The following is an 18610-nucleotide window of genomic DNA, read 5'->3' as shown; positions in this document are numbered from 1 at the left end:
GCCAAAAGGAAACAGCGGCTCCCAATGATGTGGGGCCGCTGTTTCCTTTACTATCACCTTCTAGAAAGATAGACGAACGATCATGTACCCTAGCCTAATTCGCAGGTGCTGTAGCAGGAGCACTCGGACTAGTAGTACCAGAAGTCCCAGTACTACTACCAGATCCGGCCCCTGGTCCCACTTGGCCTTGGCCACTGCCTACACCTGGCGGGCCATTGCCGCCACCTGGACTATTTCCTGACCCAGACGGTTGAGTAGTGTTTCCACCTGTCCCAGTATTTGTACCATTGCCATTACCGGTAGTTGATGTACCACCACCAGCTGGATTGGAACCAGATCCATTGCCTGCTGGAGTGGAAGGTGTACTTGGATTAGTATTCGTTTGCCCTTTACCCGTTCCAGGGGCAGTAGAGGCTGGTGGTGTTCCGTTGTTAGTACCCGTTCCTGTCGTACCATTCGTTCCCGTTGCTGGACTAGTTGGCGTCGTTGGCTGACTACTACCCGCTGGAGTCGTTGTACTCTGCCCTTTCGCCTTTTGTTTTTTGGCGCTTTGACCAGGTACTACTCCTGGAAAATCCGGTCCAGCCGCTGGAGCCACATCAAATGATCCGCCTGTTGAAGGTAACCCCTGACTTAAAATAGCGGAAAAGACTCGTGGCGGAAAGCTACTAGACCACTGTGGCAAACTATTGGCTAGCGTTGTATCTGGGTAACCCTCCCACACAGCACCAACCACATTTGGCGTAAATGCAGCTACCCAAAGATCGCTGTCTGTATGCGATGTATTGGTATACGCCACAGATCCTGTTTTCCCTGCAACCTCGTGTCCTGGTACCGCAGCACCTGAAACAATGCCATTTACGACGTTATTGCGTAACAGTGCCACCATCTGTGTCGCCGTGGATGGAGACATTACAGTAACCGGTTGCGATTGATTTTGATAGATCACTTGTCCCTGAGCATTAATAATCCGATCAATCAAATGCGCAGGCATCCGCACTCCATTGTCATCAAACGAGCAATATGCATCTGCTAGTTGCAATGGCGAGATACCAGGGTGAATATTGCCAAGTGCAATGGTTAGATTTTGATTGGCCGGACTAGAAAGATTAATTCCCGTTTTTTCCGCAAAGTCAATTCCCGTTTGAATGCCAATCTTATCGAGTAACCATACAGCTGGTACATTCCACGATTCCGCTAATGCCCAGCGTAATGTTACATAGCCATTTTCTGTAGGATGCGTTTCCCAGTCACTCACCGTATAGCTGCCAAACGAGAGCTGATTATTGACACCATCTTTTAAGGCAGAATTTGCGTTCCACTGTCCCGACTGAAGCGCCGGACCGTAAACGACTAACGGTTTCATCGCCGACCCTGGTGAACGCTGTGTTGACACCGCATAATCAAAACCACGATACGTGTATTCATTTTGCCGTCCACCCACCAGAGCCATAATTCCGCCTGTATGAGGATCGATAAATGTAGCCGCTCCTTCAATTTCTTCTGTTGCCGTTGAGAGCGGAGTTGGATAATACGCTGAATCATTAATAACGTTATAAGTCGCCATTTGCAATTGTGGATCGAGTGACGTATAGATTTTCACGCCACCTTGAGAGAGCATTTGCGTACTTAAGTGTAACTGATTCAACTCTTGATACAAAAAGTCCCGATAATAATCATACTGCGGTGGTATGCCTGACAAATTATTCGTTTTTGGATGTAGTTCAAGTGGTTCTTTTTGAGTTTTAACCATTGTCGCATACGAAATATAATGCTGTTCTTCCATGCGTTGCAGTACTTCATTGCGGCGTTGTAGTGCAAGCTTTGGATTCACAAGCGGATCATAGAGCGATGGAGCTTGTGGAAGTCCAGCTAAAAGTGCACTTTGTGGCAACGTCATTTGGTTCATTTGCGATGGCTTTAACCCAAAATACGTATAGGCTGCTTGAGAAATACCTGTAGCCCCATTGCCAAAGTACACATGATTAAAATACATGTCAAGAATTTGCTGTTTAGTATACTGCCGTGAAATTTGAATGGAAAGCAATAATTCCTCTAACTTATAGCCAATCGTTTTATTGTCATTTAGGTACACAAACTTCGCCAACTGCTGTGTAATGGTACTTGCGCCCTGCCCTGTATCTCTATGCAATAAGTCATGAAACGCCGCACGAAAGTAACCTTTAATGCTAAATCCAAAGTTATGATAGAATCCGGCGTCCTCTGTTGCAATAAGTGCCTGTTGTGCATTTAGCGGTATATCTTTTAATGGAACTTGCTGAATTCCAGCTGGTTGTATCTTAAAAGCCAATTGTCCATATCGGTCAAATACTTCTGTCGGCGTACTTGACTGATCGAGCATGCTTAGATTCACACGCGGAGTTGCAAAAAACCAGACAAAGCCTACAACCAACACTGCGAAGATCAACGTGCTAAAGCTCCCTATCCAAGTAATCTTTACCCATCTAGGAACGCGTTTTCGCGACCGTCTCAGCTCCGTTTTTGTAGCAGAGCCTTTGGTTGTTGCTTTCCCTTTTTTATCCATTTCTATCCTCCCTCTACTGCTGGCGACGTTAACATTGTAATAGAGGTCTCATAGTTGTGCAAAGTTTTAAAGCAGATTGTCATCAGAACGCCAAACTTTCTCTGACATCATTCAATACCCTCTATACGTCGATTCTTGTTGAATACCCGGAATATTCCACGGACTACCATACGCCGCTTGAATATAGCGAATCGCGGCGATCGCATTATCAACCGGATTCCAAATATTATCATGCCCAGCTAAAGCGTAGCGCGCAAATGTTTCTGGCAACATTTGCATGAGCCCTGACGCATGTTCACCATCAACTGCAACAGGACATTGCGCAGACGGATTCCCCCCGCTCTCGTATTGTACCAGAAGTAGCAACCATGGTAACCATGATCGAGGTACATCCGTGTCAGAAATGGCTATCGTAAGGTCATTTTGTACAGCAGCAGAGTTCAATAGTGCTCCTGCAGGTGGGGCTGTTACTGCGCTGTAATTTTTCGCCTTCTTAGCAGCCTCTTCCGCTGCCATCCGCGCTTGCTCCATCTCTACTGCAGCAATTTGAGAAGCGAGCCTTTGCATCATCTCAATCTGCTGACCGCGATTGATTTGAGCGACGCTTTTTAACGTCTCAACATGTGCAATTAGATTTTTTTCCACAGTAAATGATGCGGCTATTTTTTCCCGCCCCGCCTTAACACTAGCATATACAGCTTGCGCTCGCTGCTCATCCAATTTTTCGTGAGCCGTGAGTACCTCGAATTTTTTTAAAATACGGGCATCTTCTGTAAAGACTTCCTTTTGCTGAACCAATAAAGCATCCATAGCGGATACTCTATACAAAAAATCGGAAAAACTATGCGCAGCTAACAATACTTCTATGTAGGGAAGTGACCCTTGTTCATACCAAAATTCCAGTTGACCTCGCAACTGTGTATCAGCCACTTCAGCCTTACGTGCAAACTTATCCGTCATTCTGCGATCTTGTTGGATCTGTGCGTGAAGCAATGCTATGATGTGCTCTTGACTCCTCTGTTGCAACTCTGCGCGAATCAGTGACTGTTCTGTTTGTGCCAAACGACTCGCAACTTGTTGTTGCGCTTTTGTCAGGGATACCATTTGCTCCTGCAACTGAGTACTTCGCACTTTTGCTTTTCGATAGTCCTTTTGTAAATGCATAAGTGTTGTTTCTTTTGCCTGCACCTCTGTTGAGCGTACAGCAAACATAGAAAATGCAAAAATGCCACAAAATAATATCATTATGCTTCGATACATGATGGTCTTATTCATACTCTCATAGTAACATGATAGAACAAACTCGACTAGCCTATGATAACAGGAGTTGAAAACTTGTATAACACTTACTATTCTCTACTCTTTGTCACTGTGATCGCTTTTCTATCCCCATGGGCATCTTATCGGTTAACTCGCGGTTTAGTCCCTGCTATTGTAGTTGAAATTTTGCTTGGTATCATCGTAGGCCCTAGCGGCTTTCATTTAACCGAAAGTACAAACTATGTAACTTTTCTCTCTGACCTTGCATTCTCTTATCTTATGTTTTTATCCGGTCTTGAAATAGATTTTGATCTCATCTTGCAAAGTGGTCGTAACAATGAACGTGCACCATGGCTAAAGGGCATCTTGTTTTTCATTACAGCCATGGTCGCTTCAGGAGTTATTGCGTACCTGTTATACGGTCTGCATTTGGTTCATCACCCACTATTTCTAACATTTATCTTGAGTACAACATCGATAGGAATCGTCACCCCTGCTTTAAAAGAAAAGGGATGGCTTTTAGTTCCATTTGGCCAAGAAATTTTAGTTTATGCTTTATTAGCTGATATCATGACGCTCATATTTGTTGCAGCCTACACCACATGGCATACATCTGGCAATGCGGCAAGCGTACTTCTCGTGCTCGTCTTGCTGTTTGTCTTCGTAGCAGTTTACAGAGTACTAAAAGCGGTAAAAGGCATTCACCTCTTTACAGCGGTTGAAAACGCCACTAGTGAACTGGGTCTGCGCGGTTCTTTTGCTCTCATTCTCATCTTTCTAGCACTCGCCCAATTGCTCGGAACACAGGTTGTCGTAGGTGCATTTTTAGCCGGCGCCATCATCAGCTTGCTATCAGAAAAACACTCGGAGCTCACACAAAAATTAAATTCTATAGGATATGGCTTCTTTTTACCCATCTTTTTTGTCAATGTTGGTCTGACCTTTAACTTATCATCGCTCATTGGAAATGCTTATTTCTGGATTAGTCTTGGCATTATTCTTATTGGTATGTATGTAAATAAAATGATAGCCGCTTTATGGTGGATGAAGGGCTTTAAAACAAAAGAACGAGTTGCTGCTGGATTTCTGCTTGGATCGCAATTAAGCTTAACCATTGTAGCCAGTAAACTAGGCCAACAAATTGGAGTCATTCCGTCAGGACTAGCAAACGGTCTCATTCTTTTAGCTATTATCACCTGTCTCATCTCACCTGGTGTGTTCACACGACTTGTGGGATCCCAAACTCAGTTGAAACCACCCAACGCAAACTCGTCACTTCCTGTGGACTTTTTGCCAGAGGGCTGGGTCATCGCTCAAGTTGACGTACTATCACCGCGTTTTAGTCACACGCCCATGCGTAGATTATTACTGCCGCATGATGTCTTGTTTATTTCAATTGAGCGTGGTGAAGAAAAAATAGTTCCCCGTGGCCATACCGTTCTTGAACAATTTGACGTAGTGCACCTGATGGGTTCTATGAACTCCATCGACCGTTTGCGGAATCGTTTCAATAGTAAATAGACGCTTGAATTCACCATCTTTTAGAGTGGTAAAAGAGGACGCAGTAGGAGGGATAGATGAAAAGTGCGCACCCGCATATACTCCAATGGCGTGTTACATTGGTTAAGACATTATCTTCGCGTTCAAGTGCTCACGATCATAGTGGCTATCCTCTTTATTGTGACCATCCCACTTCCATCTATGAATCATCTTCACTTGACTCGTCCTGATCGTGTCTCGATGGTGGCACAGAAACAGCATGTATTATCAGGCACAATCCATCACCAAGTATTCATTCGCGTCCCTATCATCGGACAATTGCCCCAGCTAGAGAATGGATGTGAGGTGACAGCACTTGCGATGCTTTTGCAATTTGACCACATCCACGTAAGTAATCTCACACTTGCCCATCAAATTGCACGCGACAAAACTCCACTCGTCGAAAATAACCAGGGTCAGATCGTTAGTTGGGGCAATCCCAATGACGGGTTTGTTGGAAGTATCACTGGTAAGCAACCTGGATTTGGCGTCTATCATCACCCAATAGCACAATTACTCACTGATTATGTAAAAAACAAAGCGCGAGATTTGACTGGTATTCGCTTTGATGCACTACTTGCTATCATAAAAAGTGGTCGCCCCACGATAGTATGGACGACCACGACGCTTGCACCTGTGCATACATTTGTCACATGGGAGAGTCCTACAGGACCTGTTCATACAACCCTCGATGAGCATGCTGTTTTACTAATTGGTTATACGCAAACCGATGTCATCATCAACAATCCACTTAGTGGATCATTACAATACATACCAATAGGTCCATTTCGCCAAAGCTTTGTACAGATGGGCAGACAAGCTGTGACAATCGCTCCGTTAAATGCTCAAAACCTACGCTAACGATTAGATGCGGAAGCTCGTAACTAATCTAATGTTGAAACAAGCTACGTTAAACCTACATAGATGCGCATGAGATCAACTACATCTTTATGCCCCAATGATTGCGATAAAGCACTTCAGTAAATGGCACACGTGCGCGCCAACCAGATGTTTGAAGAATCGGTTGTTGTGGCCACTCATCTGTATAGCCAAGCGTGAGCAATCCAGCTGGCGTAACATGTGGCGGAATACGCAAAATCTCTTGAACATCCGGCTTCTGATAAATACTCACCCAACCGAGCGCGATATTTTCCGTACGGGCAGCTAACCACATGTTTTCAATCGCACAAGAAACTGAAAAGAGATCAGTTTCAACAATTGAATTGCGCCCTAAGACATGCGTTCCGCCACGTGTGGGGTCATTGGTTACACAAATTGTCAAAGGTGCCTCTAGAATTCCTTCTACCTTTAATCGCAAATACTCATCTCGTTTAGGATCCGCAAAATGGAGAGATGCAGCAAGACGTTCTCGCTCTACGATATCGCGCAATTGCAGTTTAACGATAGGATCTGTAATTAAAATAAAATTCCACGGTTGCATAAATCCTACTGATGGCCCATGATGTCCAGCATTTAGAATGCGCAATAACGCATCTTCTGGTAACGGTGTGGACACAAATCGACGAATATCGCGCCGCAAATAAATCGCTTTGTACACAGCTGCCCGTTCCTCCTGAGTAAATTCCAACTCTGACTGTGAGTAGACTAACCCAGGTTCTTCTCCTACACCGGACAGTTCCGACAGAGTCGCTGCAACCTGTTGCACATGATCCTTATCTCGTTGGCTCTTTGATAAGTTGCTTAATGGCAATCTCTGATCTGCAGAATCTATTTCTTGCGGCTGATCAACTGAATGAAGATGATCCCCTTCGGATACCCCTGCTTCTTCAAACGTTGACATTTCCTTCATGACACGTCCTGCTCCCTGTAAAACAAGAATAGCGGTAACGCCACCAGAAGCTTCTCCAAGTCTCATAGAGAGATCTAAGACTGGACGCAGTTGCAATGCACGTAGTGCCAAATCATGTCCAGGTTCTGGAGAGCGATGACCCGCAATCACGTACTGGACGGCACGAGGTTCAAGCCGTGTTGCTAGCAACACGGCAACCGTACTAATCAATCCATCCGCTATAACGACCGCGCGCTTTGTAGCAGCCCCGAGTAAAACTCCTGCCAACCCAGCAATTTCAAGGCCACCTAACTTACTTAAAACATCAATGGGATCCGATGCATCCGGTTGGTGCATCTGCAACGCGCGCGTAATCACATTCGTTTTGTGTGCTAACGTCGCATCGTCAATGCCCGTACCACGCCCTACAACATCTGCTACAGTCGCGCCAGTAAGTGCGCAAAAAATAGCAGCACTTGTCGTCGTATTTCCAATGCCCATTTCTCCAAGCACTACAACGCGTTTCCCGCCATCTGCGACTTTCTGACCAATCTCTATACCAGTTGCAAGCGCTTGCCATACCTCAGTAAGTGTTAGAGCCTGTTCCCTACAAAAGTTACGCGTACCGCGCCTTACATTGCGAGCGAGCAATAAGGGGTGGTCAATGCTTTCTTTTACCCCGATATCAACCACATGCACCTGTGCTTGCGCTTGCCGTGCAAGGGCATTAATGGTGGCCCCACCATGTAAAAAATTCAATACCATCTGCTTGGTCACGTCAGCTGGATAGGCCGATACTCCCTCTTCGACCACGCCGTGATCACCTGCCATAACCACTACATGCGTTTGATCAAACTCCGCTATTGCAGTTTGCTGGATACCTGCAGCTTGAATTAACCAGGTTTCTAATTGACCTAGACTCCCTTTAGGTTTTGTCAAATGATCAAGCCTTTGTTTTGCTTGCTCCATCGCTATACGATCCAGTCGCCCAATGTGATCTAAAGCCTCTTGTACCACTGCAATGTAATCACTTGTCGTCATCCTATGTCCCCCATCCCTCATGCATCCTGATGTGAACTGTGTACATCAGGATATCGTTACAAACAAACTGACCATTCATTTTTATCAGAAACTGCACAGCGTACAATTGACCCATGATCGACGTTAATCTCCCAATGACGAGTTGGATCATTATACATAAGGGTTGCCAATAAAAGGCGTAGTGGCCCTCCATGTGTCACCACCACAACCGTTTGCGTTAACTCTGTATGATCGCGAATGGATAAAAAAAACTGCTCTTTGACAAAACGAAGTACTCGCGAAAGCACTTGCAGTCCTGTTTCTCCACTAGGTGGTGCCATATGAAGCGAATCATCATAAAAAGCTGTAGCACACTCACTGTAGCGTGACATCACCTCAGCATAAGTTAACCCTTCAAATACACCAAAGTTCATTTCACGCAAATCTGGAGTCAATTGTGCTTTCACATGGTGATCATGTGCGATACGCTGCGCAAGACTTGCTGCGCGTAGTAAGTCACTCCCAAAGACCGCATCAATTGTTTCTGTATACAACAAATCAAGTATGCGTTCTTCTTGCCACTTGCCAAGTGCACTAAGTGGTGAATCCCGGTGTCCTAGATACCGTTTTTGTACATTATCTACTGTTTGGGCGTGGCGAACAAAAATAACGTGTGATGGCATGTCGTTATCCCCTCAAAACGTACGCATAGCAAAAACGAGTGCCACTACGCCTTCGAGAATTTCAACGGCAGCGCCAAATGTATCACCAGTCATCCCACCCAACCGACGATTACACGAGCGAATCAATCGAATGACCACTAAAATACCCACAATCATAGCCATAATACCGATCTCTTTAAGCAACAAAGCTACAAGTAAGATAGCGATGCTATTTGCCCATACAAGCGTAGCTAGTCTCGTTTTACCGATCGCATGTTGCCCTAATCCACGTGTTCTAGCAGGACGCGTAAACCGAAACAATACAAGCAGTACAGAACGAGATGCCACAGGTGTCACAAAGAGCAAAGCTACCAGCTTATAGAGAGGTAAAGAATCGTAGACTGCGATCCGAAGTAAAAACGAAACAGCAAAAACAATAACCCCCATAGCCCCTACTCTACTATCTTTCATAATCGTCAAGACTTCTTCTCTCGAACGATAACTTAGCATGCCATCTGCCGTATCCATCAGGCCATCCATATGCAATCCGCCAGTAAAATACAGCTGCACAGCAACCAACAAAACGGCCATCAGCAAAGACGAAGCGTACAAAATATGTATAATGAGCGCAAACAAAGCATACGTTGCCCCGAGCATTACTCCGACTAATGGATAATACGCATAGCTGCGGTTGACATCTTCTTCATCCACATCAGCAATTCGCGGTGCAGGAAACCGGGTTAAAAATTGCACTGCCAGCACAAACGCTTTGGCTTGCCGGTAAAATGCATCTAACATTCCCTCACCTACGCTCTGGCCATAATTCACAAAATGGCGATAACGTTCCGTCGCGCTTTAGCGCAACTGCCATTCCGGCCATCATCCATGTGACATCCGTTGCTCTGTTTGCAAAACTCGCATTGGCTCGACCAAGCACATCGCGATACACGCGGGCACTTTCATATAACGGAACAATTCCCATCCCTACTTCATTAGACACTATAATAACAGGCCATGGGTACTCTTGTAACGATTCAAGCAGTTTCATCATTATTGAAAACAGTTGTTCTTCTGGAACTGATTCTAAGCCGTCAAAGCTTGCTGTGCCAAGATATGTAGAGAGGCAATCAATTAATAAGACACCAGAACGTTTGGGATCAAGCGCTGCCACCTCTTTATCGAGATTTCGCGGACATTCAACTAACTGAAATTCTTTATCGCGAAGAGTGCGATGTCGTTCAATCCGCATGGCCATTTCATCATCCATTGCTACACCGGTAGCCACATAGGTAACAGGTACTTGCAAAAAATGAGCCTTCGTCAATGCTACTTGCTCTGCATACGCTGTCTTACCACTACGCGCACCACCTAACACCAAGTGCATGTCATCACTCCCCTCATACTCACACATGTGATCACACTGACATACTCACCATAGAAAGTCGTGGATGACCTGTCACAGGATCAGGAAAGCTACTCACGCGTACGCCAAATACCTTTTCCATCAACTGATCTGTGAGTACTTGTAAAGGATCGCCTTGCGCCACAAGTAACCCCTCATGAATAACCATCACGCGAGTGGCATAACGTACTACTTGCTCCAAATCATGCAGTGTGACTAAGATCGTCTTACCTTCAGCCACCAATGCCTTACTTAGTTCAAGTAATTCTACTTGATAGCGTACATCTAACCCAGTCACAGGTTCATCCAGTAAAAGAAGCGGAGCATCTTGCGCTAGCACCTTGCCTAATAACACACGTTGCCTCTCACCGCCAGAAAGTGAACGTATATCACGATCGCGCAGAGAACCTAACCCAGTCTTCTCTAAAATGGCATCAAGTTCATCTGCAAATCCGTGGCGTAAACGCGCGTAAAACCCCATCGCTACAACATCAGCTACAGAATATCCAACATCAATGACTGTCTGTTGTGGCAAGTAACCAAGAATTTGCGCCCGCTTTTTTGCAGTGAGTTTTCTGCCATTCTCTCCCGCTATAGAAATAGCACCAGATGTAGGCTGTATCACTCCCGCAATTAATTTTAGAAGTGTACTTTTACCAGCGCCGTTTGGACCAATCAGTGCTACCATTTCTCCTTGGGAAAGATGACATGATATGTGATGAATCCGCGGTATAAGACTCAAATCTTCACAAGACAATACGTGCATCAGTTCACCCTACCATGTCTGACCTCTATCACTCACTCTACAACAATTTAGTACGCATGAGTAGATAGAGAAAAAATGGACCGCCTAAAAATGAAGTGATAATTCCAACATTAATTTCAAAATTAGAAATCAGCGATCTCCCTACCGTATCTGCCACGATGAGCAATCCCGCACCAAGCAGTGCAGATCCAGGTAACACAAGCCGATGACTAGGGCCCACTAGAGAGCGAACCATATGCGGAACAATGAGGCCTACAAATGCGATAGTTCCACTAACCGCAACAGATGCTCCTGTCATCAGTGCAACAAGGGCTAACATCAGGCGTTTAGTAAACTCTACCCGCACACCACTGGAGTGGGCATTTTCTTCCCCAAGCTGTAACAAATCAAGTTCACGAGTCAATGTAAATGCAACTGCAATCCCAAAAACAACTGGTACTATCACAATTCTTACTTGTGTCCACCCATCGCCATTAAAACTGCCCATCAACCAAAAAACGATACTTCTCATCTGATCGTTATTTGAAAAAGAAAGAATGAGTGACACTCCTGCGTCAAGCATTGAACTGACAACCATTCCCGCAAGTAAAACGCCAATTAGCGATGTTCTTCCACTTTTCGTAGCCAATGTATAAACAATTACGACAGCCACTCCCGCCCCAAGAAAAGCTGCTGCAGGAAGCCACAAAGGCTGTAAAACAGCGAGTGATAAGGCGAGTGCAATCACCGCACCCATGGCACCACCCGCTGATACTCCGATAATTCCGGGGTCAGCCATCGGGTTTTTAAAGACCGCCTGTACAATAACTCCTGAAACGGATAGAGCAGCTCCGACTAAGCCCGCACACAATACTCTCGGCTCTCTAATGGCAGTTACAATAATCGTATTTGTGCGATCTGAATGCGGATGGAGTAATGCACGAAGCACGTCCTGTGCGCTAACATGCACAGGACCCTGCATAACGCCAATGAGAGCGGCGAGTAGTGCGAACAAGCCAAAGATCAGTAGCCAGGGCACACGCTTCACATGGTCTGATACCAGTTGGTTATGCACCATGAGTGGCTCGTAATAGCACCTGTTGCACATCCTCGACACCAAGTACGACATACTGACTAACTGCAGATAAATTGCCATCTGAAACGGTGTACACATGGTGTTCCCGCACTGCCTTCATCCCTTGAAATATCGGGTTATCCAAAAACGCTTTTAATTGCAACTGAGCCGACCCAGAGTCATTGGGTATCAAGATGACATCAGGATTATATGCAAGTATTTTTTCTGCTGAGACGACAGGCCATCCGCTCACATTTGCGGCAACATTGACGCCACCTGCTGCGCGAATCACACTATTGGCAGTCGTGTTTGATCCAGCAATGCTAATCGTTCCTTGATAGTTTGTGTAGTAGAGGACGGAAAGCTTTTTCTTTGGTTGTGAACTTTGCAATTTTTCTAGTGTATTTTCCATTTGAGAAACGACCGATATGGCTTTAGGTTCCTCCCCAACAAGCTTTCCAATAGTTAAAATATGCGATTCAATACTATGGATGGAGTTAAATGTAGTAAATTCATATGTCGGTATCCCGACATGTTGAAGTTGACTGATCAATTTTGGACTATCATAATCAGCAGCCAATATCAGATCTGGATGTATTGCCACTAGCGTTTCTGCACTCGGTTCACCAAGTGCACTCCCTAAAACTCGCAAGTGATGGCGCTCCACATAGGAAACAATGTGAGAGTACATAGGTTGCGTTGCAAAATAGTCAACACCGCTAATTTCTTTTGCGGGAACAAGAGCGCGCAAAATCTCATCTGTACCTAATGTAAGTGAGACAATATGCGTAGGTTTCGCTGGTATCACAACTGTTCGTCCCGTATCATCGTGAACAGTCATAGGAAACGATAGATGTTTAGGGATAGCTATGGATGAATTAGATCCGGTACTTGAACTTTGTGGTGCTAATGTCGCTGTACTTGAAGTACTACTAGCACTGCTAGTTCCACATCCAGTAAGTAGTGTTGTTCCTAAAAGTAACGTAGTCACACTTAGTGAAGCGATGCGCATCCTATTTTTCACAAAAAAACCTCCATGATGATGATCGTCTATGTTTATAGTACTGCACCATAAAAAACCATCTGCTCATGCGCAGACGGTCGAGTAGCCACGTGCTTAAAAAGCCCGTTACAGACATGCACTTTATTAAATTATAGCTATTTTCTTGATGATTGTCGAGGAAACCATCATTCCTCGACAAATTTTGCGAGATTTCATTAACACTTGCAAAGAATTCTATGTTATCATGACACATATATTTTAAAGGTACCTAACAATCCGAAAGTTTCAATGATTATGGTGCCTATTTTCTAAATAGTAGTGAAAGGGGGAATACGTAGTAAACAGGTACGTGGAACGCTAAGAATCGGAATATTTTATTTTATCTTTAGTGATTGTTAGACTTTAGAAGATGGATCACATGGGGTACTTAGGGGGTAAACGAATGCAACAAGGCAAACTAAAACGGCAATTATCCTTATTAGATTTAACATTCCTTGGACTTGGAGCCATTATCGGATCTGGATGGCTATTTGCTGCACAACAAGGTGCACAAGATGCAGGTCCGTCCGCTTGGATTGCATGGTTGATCGGTGCAGTTGCAGTTATGCTGATTGGACTTGTCTACGCTGAACTCGGTGGTGCACTGCCAAGAGCAGGAGGGATTATTCGCTATCCTGATTATTCACACGGACCGCTCGTCGGCTATCTGATGGGATTTGCGGCATTGATTTCATACTCCAGTGTGGCTGGCATCGAAGCTGAAGCGATGCGTCAATACGCGCAACATTGGTGGACGGCACTCGGCACACCAAGTGGTAACCCGACAACACTCGGTTGGTTTATCCAAGCATTGTTGCTATTATTCTTTTTTCTCGTAAACTACTGGAGTGTCAATGTTTTTGGGAAGATCAACTCATTTATTACAGCCCTTAAGTTCGTTGTACCGGCTTTAACGATTATCGTATTGTTTACAAACTTCCATATTAGCAATTTTACTTCTCACGGCTTTGCACCAGGTGGCTTTACGGGTATTGAATCTGCAGTATCTACAGCAGGTATTGTTTTTGCCTTCCTTGGTTTTCGCCAGGCAGTTGATTTTGCAGGAGAAGCAAAAGACCCTCAACGCACGGTTCCAATTGCCATTATTTTAGCCATTTCAATTGGCGCAATTTTGTATATTTTATTGCAAGTCGTGTTTGTTGGTGCAGTTCCTGCCGATGCATTAGCAAAGGGTTGGGTCAACCTAAACTACAATGCCCCATTTGCTGACTTAGCTATTGCGCTTGGCATGGGTTGGCTAGGTACGATTTTATTCGCGGATGCGGTCATTTCGCCAAGCGGAACAGCCAATATCTATCTTTCTTCTACAGCGCGTGTATTGTTTGCTTGGGCTCGAACAGGTACCTTTTTCAAAGTCATGACTCGTGTTAGTCCTAAAGCAGGTGTTCCTCGCCCTGCCCTATGGCTCTCATTTCTACTTTCGCTCTTTTGGACCTTGCCATTCCCGACATGGGGTACATTAGTAGGTGTGGTCTCATCGGCAACAGTCATGACCTATATCATAGGACCAGTATCAGCTGCAGCATTTCGTAAGACAGCTCCAGATCTAATTCGTCCATTTCGACTAGGTGGCATGTCTGTTATTGCACCACTCGCCTTTGTCATCGCATCACTCATTATCTACTGGACGAGATGGAGTATTGATTCATGGCTCATCGGATCACAGCTCATTGTTTTTGTTATTTACTTGCTGTTAAATAAATTGATGCCGACCGATAAAATATCACTTGGTACTCAACTAAAGTCGACATGGTGGCTAATAATTTACTTCATTGTCATGTTTGGTCTCTCTTATTTTGGCTCTAAAGCTTTTGGAGGTACAGGCGCTCTTTCTAACCCTTGGGATCAGATCGTGGTGATCATCATTTCCTTTGCAGCATACTATTGGGGCATCGCCAGCGCATTGCAAAAACCGGACCTTCAACTTGAAGAAACGGAAGAAGACGTTGATTTTTCCGTAAACATCTAAACACACTAAAAACCGAGATGGATAAGAGATGACTCTCTTATCCATCTCGGTTTTTATATCCTTTTTAAAAAAATTCGTTACTCTAAGCGCAGTAAAAGATCTCCGGTCTGAACAGGATCACCTATCTTTACAGCAATTTCTTTAATTTTCCCACTGTGTGGTGCTTGCACTTGCATTTCCATCTTCATCGCCTCAGTCACCACAAGAAATTGACCTGCAGTCACTTGATCCCCCACTTCGACCATAATACTCACAACCGTGCCTGACATAGAAGCCCCGACCTCGCGTTCATCTGATGGATTGGCTTTGCGCTGACCCACCACAGTTTGCGCTTCCTGCTTATCGAGCACTTCAATTTCACGAGGTTGCCCATTTAACTCAAAAAATACGATGCGATGCCCATCTGCACGTACAGAAGACACAGAAATTAACTTGATGATAAGTGTTTTACCTGGCGCTATCTCCACTTCTACTTGTTCACCGGGACGCAATCCATAAAAGAAGGTGCCAGAGTCAAGCTTTGATACATCGCCATACTGTTCATGTGCTTTCATAAAATCCAAGAACACTTGTGGATAGAGAGCATAGGAACTCACATCGCGAGTGGTAATGATGCGCTTAATTTTACTATTGAGTTCGTTTGTCAAAGCGTCAAAATCCACTGCTTCAAGTAGTGTACCAGGACGCACAGTGAACGGTGTGCGGTCTTTTAACACAGCCTTTTGTAACCACTCGGGAAAGCCTCCAGGAGGTTGTCCCATATAGCCCATAAAATAGTCAACTACGGATGCTGGATAATCAAAATCATACGCACGTTTGCGCAATTCTTCTGATGTTAAGTGATTTTGTACCATAAATAAAGCAAAGTCACCAACCATCTTAGACGATGGAGTTACCTTAACAATATCACCGAGCATATCATTTACCTCTCGATACGTTCGTTTCACCTCATCAAAGCGATCGCCAAGCCCCAACGACTCCGCCTGTTTTTGCAGGTTTGTATATTGTCCACCGGGCATTTCATGCTCATATACATCGAGCACTCCAGCTCTAGCATCACTTTCAAATGGTGCATAGTACTCACGCACGGAAGCAAAGTAATTACTTACATCCGCAAGTTTGGAGAGATCCACTTGCGTGTCGCGAGGTGAATTAGCAAGTGCTGCCGTTACTGCCGTTGAATTGGGCTGAGAGGTCAACCCTGACATAGATCCTATGGCCACATCTGCAATATCAAGACCAGCCTCAACTGCCTTGATAATGGTAGCAACACCTGTCGATGCAGTATCGTGCGTATGTAGATGAATAGGTAGCCCTACATGTTCTTTGAGTACTTTCACCAGTTGATAGGCAGCATACGGTTTAAGTAGCCCTGCCATATCTTTAATCGCAAGAATTTGCGCTCCAGAACTTTCTAGTTTTTTGGCGAGATCCACATAGTATGACAAGGTGAACTTGGTTCGACTTGCATCCAAAATATCGCCCGTGTAACAAATCGCCGCCTCCGCAATTTTCCCGTTCATACGAACACGTTCAATCGACAATTGCATATTGGGCAACCAATTCAATGAATCAAAAATCCGAAACACATCAATACCAGTAACAGCAGCTTCATCAATAAAACGAGTCACGACATTATCCGGATAATTGCGATATCCAACAGCATTCGCTCCGCGCAATAACATTTGGAATAAAATATTAGGGATCCGTTCGCGCATCTGTGCAAGTCGTTCCCAGGGATCTTCTTTCAAAAAGCGCATGGAGGTGTCAAATGTGGCACCGCCCCACATTTCAAGCGAAAATAATTGCGGAAACTCGTGTGCAATTACATCTGAGATATTCAGTAAATCGTATGTGCGCATCCGCGTAGCCAATAGCGACTGATGTGCATCACGCAATGTTGTATCAGTTAGCCAGACACGTCCATCGTCCTTCATCCACTGCAGTAACCCATCTACTCCACGCTCGCGCATAATATCGCGTGTACCTTCCGGTATAGGATCACTCGTACCATAGTTCTTTTGTTTTGGTATCTCTACATGTGGCTTTTTAACTCCTGGTTTAACACCTTCTCCACCATTGACTGTCACTTCAGCTATATAGTGCAGTAGTCTATTGGCACGATTTTGGCGCTTTGAAAAAACAAACAGCTCAGGATGGTTTTCAATCATATTGACTGTATACTCACCACTTTGAAACTGTGCGTGGTGAATCACATTTTCTAAAAAAGGAATATTCGTCTTAACTCCACGAATTCTATATTCAGCTAAAGCTCTGCTCATCTTTGCTACAGCGCCGGAAAATGTAAGTGACCAGACGGAAACTTTTTCTAATAGAGAATCATAGTACGGTGTAATGCGCGCTCCGCTGTATCCATTTCCGCCATCAAGCCGTATACCAAACCCGGTCGCAGGACGATACGCCACAATTCGCCCTGTATCTGGGGTAAAGTTATTTTTCGGATCCTCCGTTGTGAGGCGACATTGAATCGCATAACCGAGAACTGCGATATCCGCTTCTGAATGGATCCCAATTCTCTCATCCGATAGTGGATAGCCTTGTGCCACGATAATCTGCGCTTGTACTAGATCAATACCAGTAATGAGTTCCGTGACCGTGTGTTCAACTTGAATGCGTGGATTGACTTCAATGAAGTAATAATCACCATCCGCACCGAGTAAAAATTCTACGGTACCGGCATTGGTATACCCTACCTCTTTCATCAACTTCAATGCCGTCTCACATATCTCTAATCGCAATGCATCGGGTAATCCCGATGGAGCTACTTCAACGACCTTTTGATGACGCCTTTGGATCGAGCAATCCCGTTCGTATAAGTGCACCAAGTTCCCGTGCTGATCTCCTAGAATCTGTACCTCAATGTGTTTTGGATCGCGCACCAGTTTTTCTACATATACTTGTGCTGCACCAAATGAAGTTTGCGCCTCTGAACTCTCACGCTGAAAAGCGTCTGCCAATTCTTCATCACTTTGCACCACGCGCATGCCACGTCCACCGCCGCCACTAATCGCCTTTAGCATGAGTGGATATCCCACTTTGACTGCAAATGCCTTTGCTTCGTCGATAGAGATCGCATGATCAAGTCCGGGAACGATAGGCACTCCTGCAGCCACAGCAGCCTGCCTAGCAAATACTTTATTGCCAAATAGATCTAAATGTTCAGGTGAAGGACCGATGAATTGAATGCCATGATCTTTACACCTTTGTGCAAATTCCGCGTTTTCGGATAAAAAACCATATCCCGGATGTACAGCATCACATCCATGACGCTTCGCAGTCTCAATGATCTCCTGAATGTCCAGATAAGCCTCAATGGGCCCCTTACCTTCACCGATAAGATACGCTTCATCAGCCTTATATCGATGGAGCGATAGACTGTCTTCTTTTGCATAAATCGCAACTGTCCGAATGCCAAGTTCTGTACAAGCGCGGCAAATGCGAATCGCAATCTCGCCGCGATTGGCAACCAGTACTTTTCTAAACGCCACGCCACGTCCCCCTAAAAATACAAACTATTACT

13 protein-coding genes are annotated in these 18610 nt (G+C 44.9%); 3 read left to right on the top strand and 10 right to left on the bottom strand.

Going from position 1 to position 18610, the window contains the following annotated elements:
- Window positions 1-94: 94 nt before the first annotated feature.
- On the bottom strand, window positions 95-2545 hold the full coding sequence (locus MM817_RS05185; RefSeq protein ID WP_241712383.1) for a transglycosylase domain-containing protein: 2451 nt from the start codon (window positions 2543-2545) through the stop codon (window positions 95-97).
- Window positions 2546-2656: 111 nt separating this feature from the next.
- Complete coding sequence (locus tag MM817_RS05180; RefSeq protein WP_241712382.1) at window positions 2657-3805, bottom strand: transglycosylase SLT domain-containing protein; 1149 nt, start codon at window positions 3803-3805, stop codon at window positions 2657-2659.
- 75 nt (window positions 3806-3880) lie between these two features.
- Here MM817_RS05180 and MM817_RS05175 point away from each other — a divergent pair, with 75 nt between their 5' ends.
- Both MM817_RS05175 and MM817_RS05170 read left to right on the top strand, forming a co-directional pair.
- Window positions 3881-5326, top strand: a complete 1446-nt coding sequence (locus MM817_RS05175) for a cation:proton antiporter (protein ID WP_241712381.1) — start codon at window positions 3881-3883, stop codon at window positions 5324-5326.
- A gap of 63 nt (window positions 5327-5389) precedes the next feature.
- Window positions 5390-6205 (top strand): C39 family peptidase, encoded by an 816-nt coding sequence (locus tag MM817_RS05170; protein WP_241712380.1) that lies wholly within the window; start codon window positions 5390-5392, stop codon window positions 6203-6205.
- A gap of 79 nt (window positions 6206-6284) precedes the next feature.
- Here MM817_RS05170 and cobT read toward each other — a convergent pair whose 3' ends face one another.
- The 7 genes from cobT to MM817_RS05130 are packed head-to-tail and all read right to left on the bottom strand — an operon-like array spanning window position 6285 to window position 13061.
- Entirely contained in the window at window positions 6285-8174 is a 1890-nt protein-coding gene (gene cobT / locus MM817_RS17225) for a nicotinate-nucleotide--dimethylbenzimidazole phosphoribosyltransferase (RefSeq protein ID WP_336605150.1), read from the bottom strand.
- Between the two features lie 56 nt (window positions 8175-8230).
- Window positions 8231-8836, bottom strand: a complete 606-nt coding sequence (locus MM817_RS05155; RefSeq protein WP_241712379.1) for a histidine phosphatase family protein — start codon at window positions 8834-8836, stop codon at window positions 8231-8233.
- Between the two features lie 12 nt (window positions 8837-8848).
- Window positions 8849-9613, bottom strand: a complete 765-nt coding sequence (gene cobS / locus MM817_RS05150) for an adenosylcobinamide-GDP ribazoletransferase (RefSeq protein ID WP_241712378.1) — start codon at window positions 9611-9613, stop codon at window positions 8849-8851.
- 4 nt (window positions 9614-9617) lie between these two features.
- Window positions 9618-10199: a bifunctional adenosylcobinamide kinase/adenosylcobinamide-phosphate guanylyltransferase gene (locus tag MM817_RS05145; protein WP_241712377.1), complete on the bottom strand. Its 582-nt coding sequence runs from the start codon at window positions 10197-10199 to the stop codon at window positions 9618-9620.
- A gap of 31 nt (window positions 10200-10230) precedes the next feature.
- Window positions 10231-10983, bottom strand: coding sequence for an ABC transporter ATP-binding protein (locus MM817_RS05140; protein ID WP_272879740.1), 753 nt, complete (start codon window positions 10981-10983; stop codon window positions 10231-10233).
- 37 nt (window positions 10984-11020) lie between these two features.
- The gene (locus MM817_RS05135; RefSeq protein ID WP_241712375.1) at window positions 11021-12037 is read right to left on the bottom strand and encodes a FecCD family ABC transporter permease; all 1017 of its coding nucleotides are present in this window, start codon (window positions 12035-12037) and stop codon (window positions 11021-11023) included.
- Window positions 12030-13061 (bottom strand): ABC transporter substrate-binding protein, encoded by a 1032-nt coding sequence (locus MM817_RS05130; RefSeq protein ID WP_241712374.1) that lies wholly within the window; start codon window positions 13059-13061, stop codon window positions 12030-12032. The genes MM817_RS05135 and MM817_RS05130 overlap by 8 nt, the downstream gene beginning before the upstream one ends.
- A gap of 421 nt (window positions 13062-13482) precedes the next feature.
- On the opposite strand from MM817_RS05130, the gene MM817_RS05125 reads away from it, so the two are divergent.
- Window positions 13483-15069, top strand: a complete 1587-nt coding sequence (locus tag MM817_RS05125; protein WP_241712373.1) for an APC family permease — start codon at window positions 13483-13485, stop codon at window positions 15067-15069.
- Between the two features lie 77 nt (window positions 15070-15146).
- Here the strand turns inward: MM817_RS05125 and MM817_RS05120 are convergent, their stop codons facing one another.
- A complete protein-coding gene (locus MM817_RS05120) occupies window positions 15147-18578 on the bottom strand; it encodes a pyruvate carboxylase (RefSeq protein WP_241712372.1) in 3432 nt (1143 codons plus the stop codon).
- Between the last annotated feature and the right edge of the window lie 32 nt (window positions 18579-18610).

It is taken from the genome of Sulfoacidibacillus ferrooxidans, from assembly GCF_022606465.1.
Lineage (GTDB): Bacteria > Bacillota > Bacilli > Alicyclobacillales > SLC66 > Sulfoacidibacillus > Sulfoacidibacillus ferrooxidans.
This window is presented reverse-complemented; position numbering and strand designations above follow the sequence as displayed.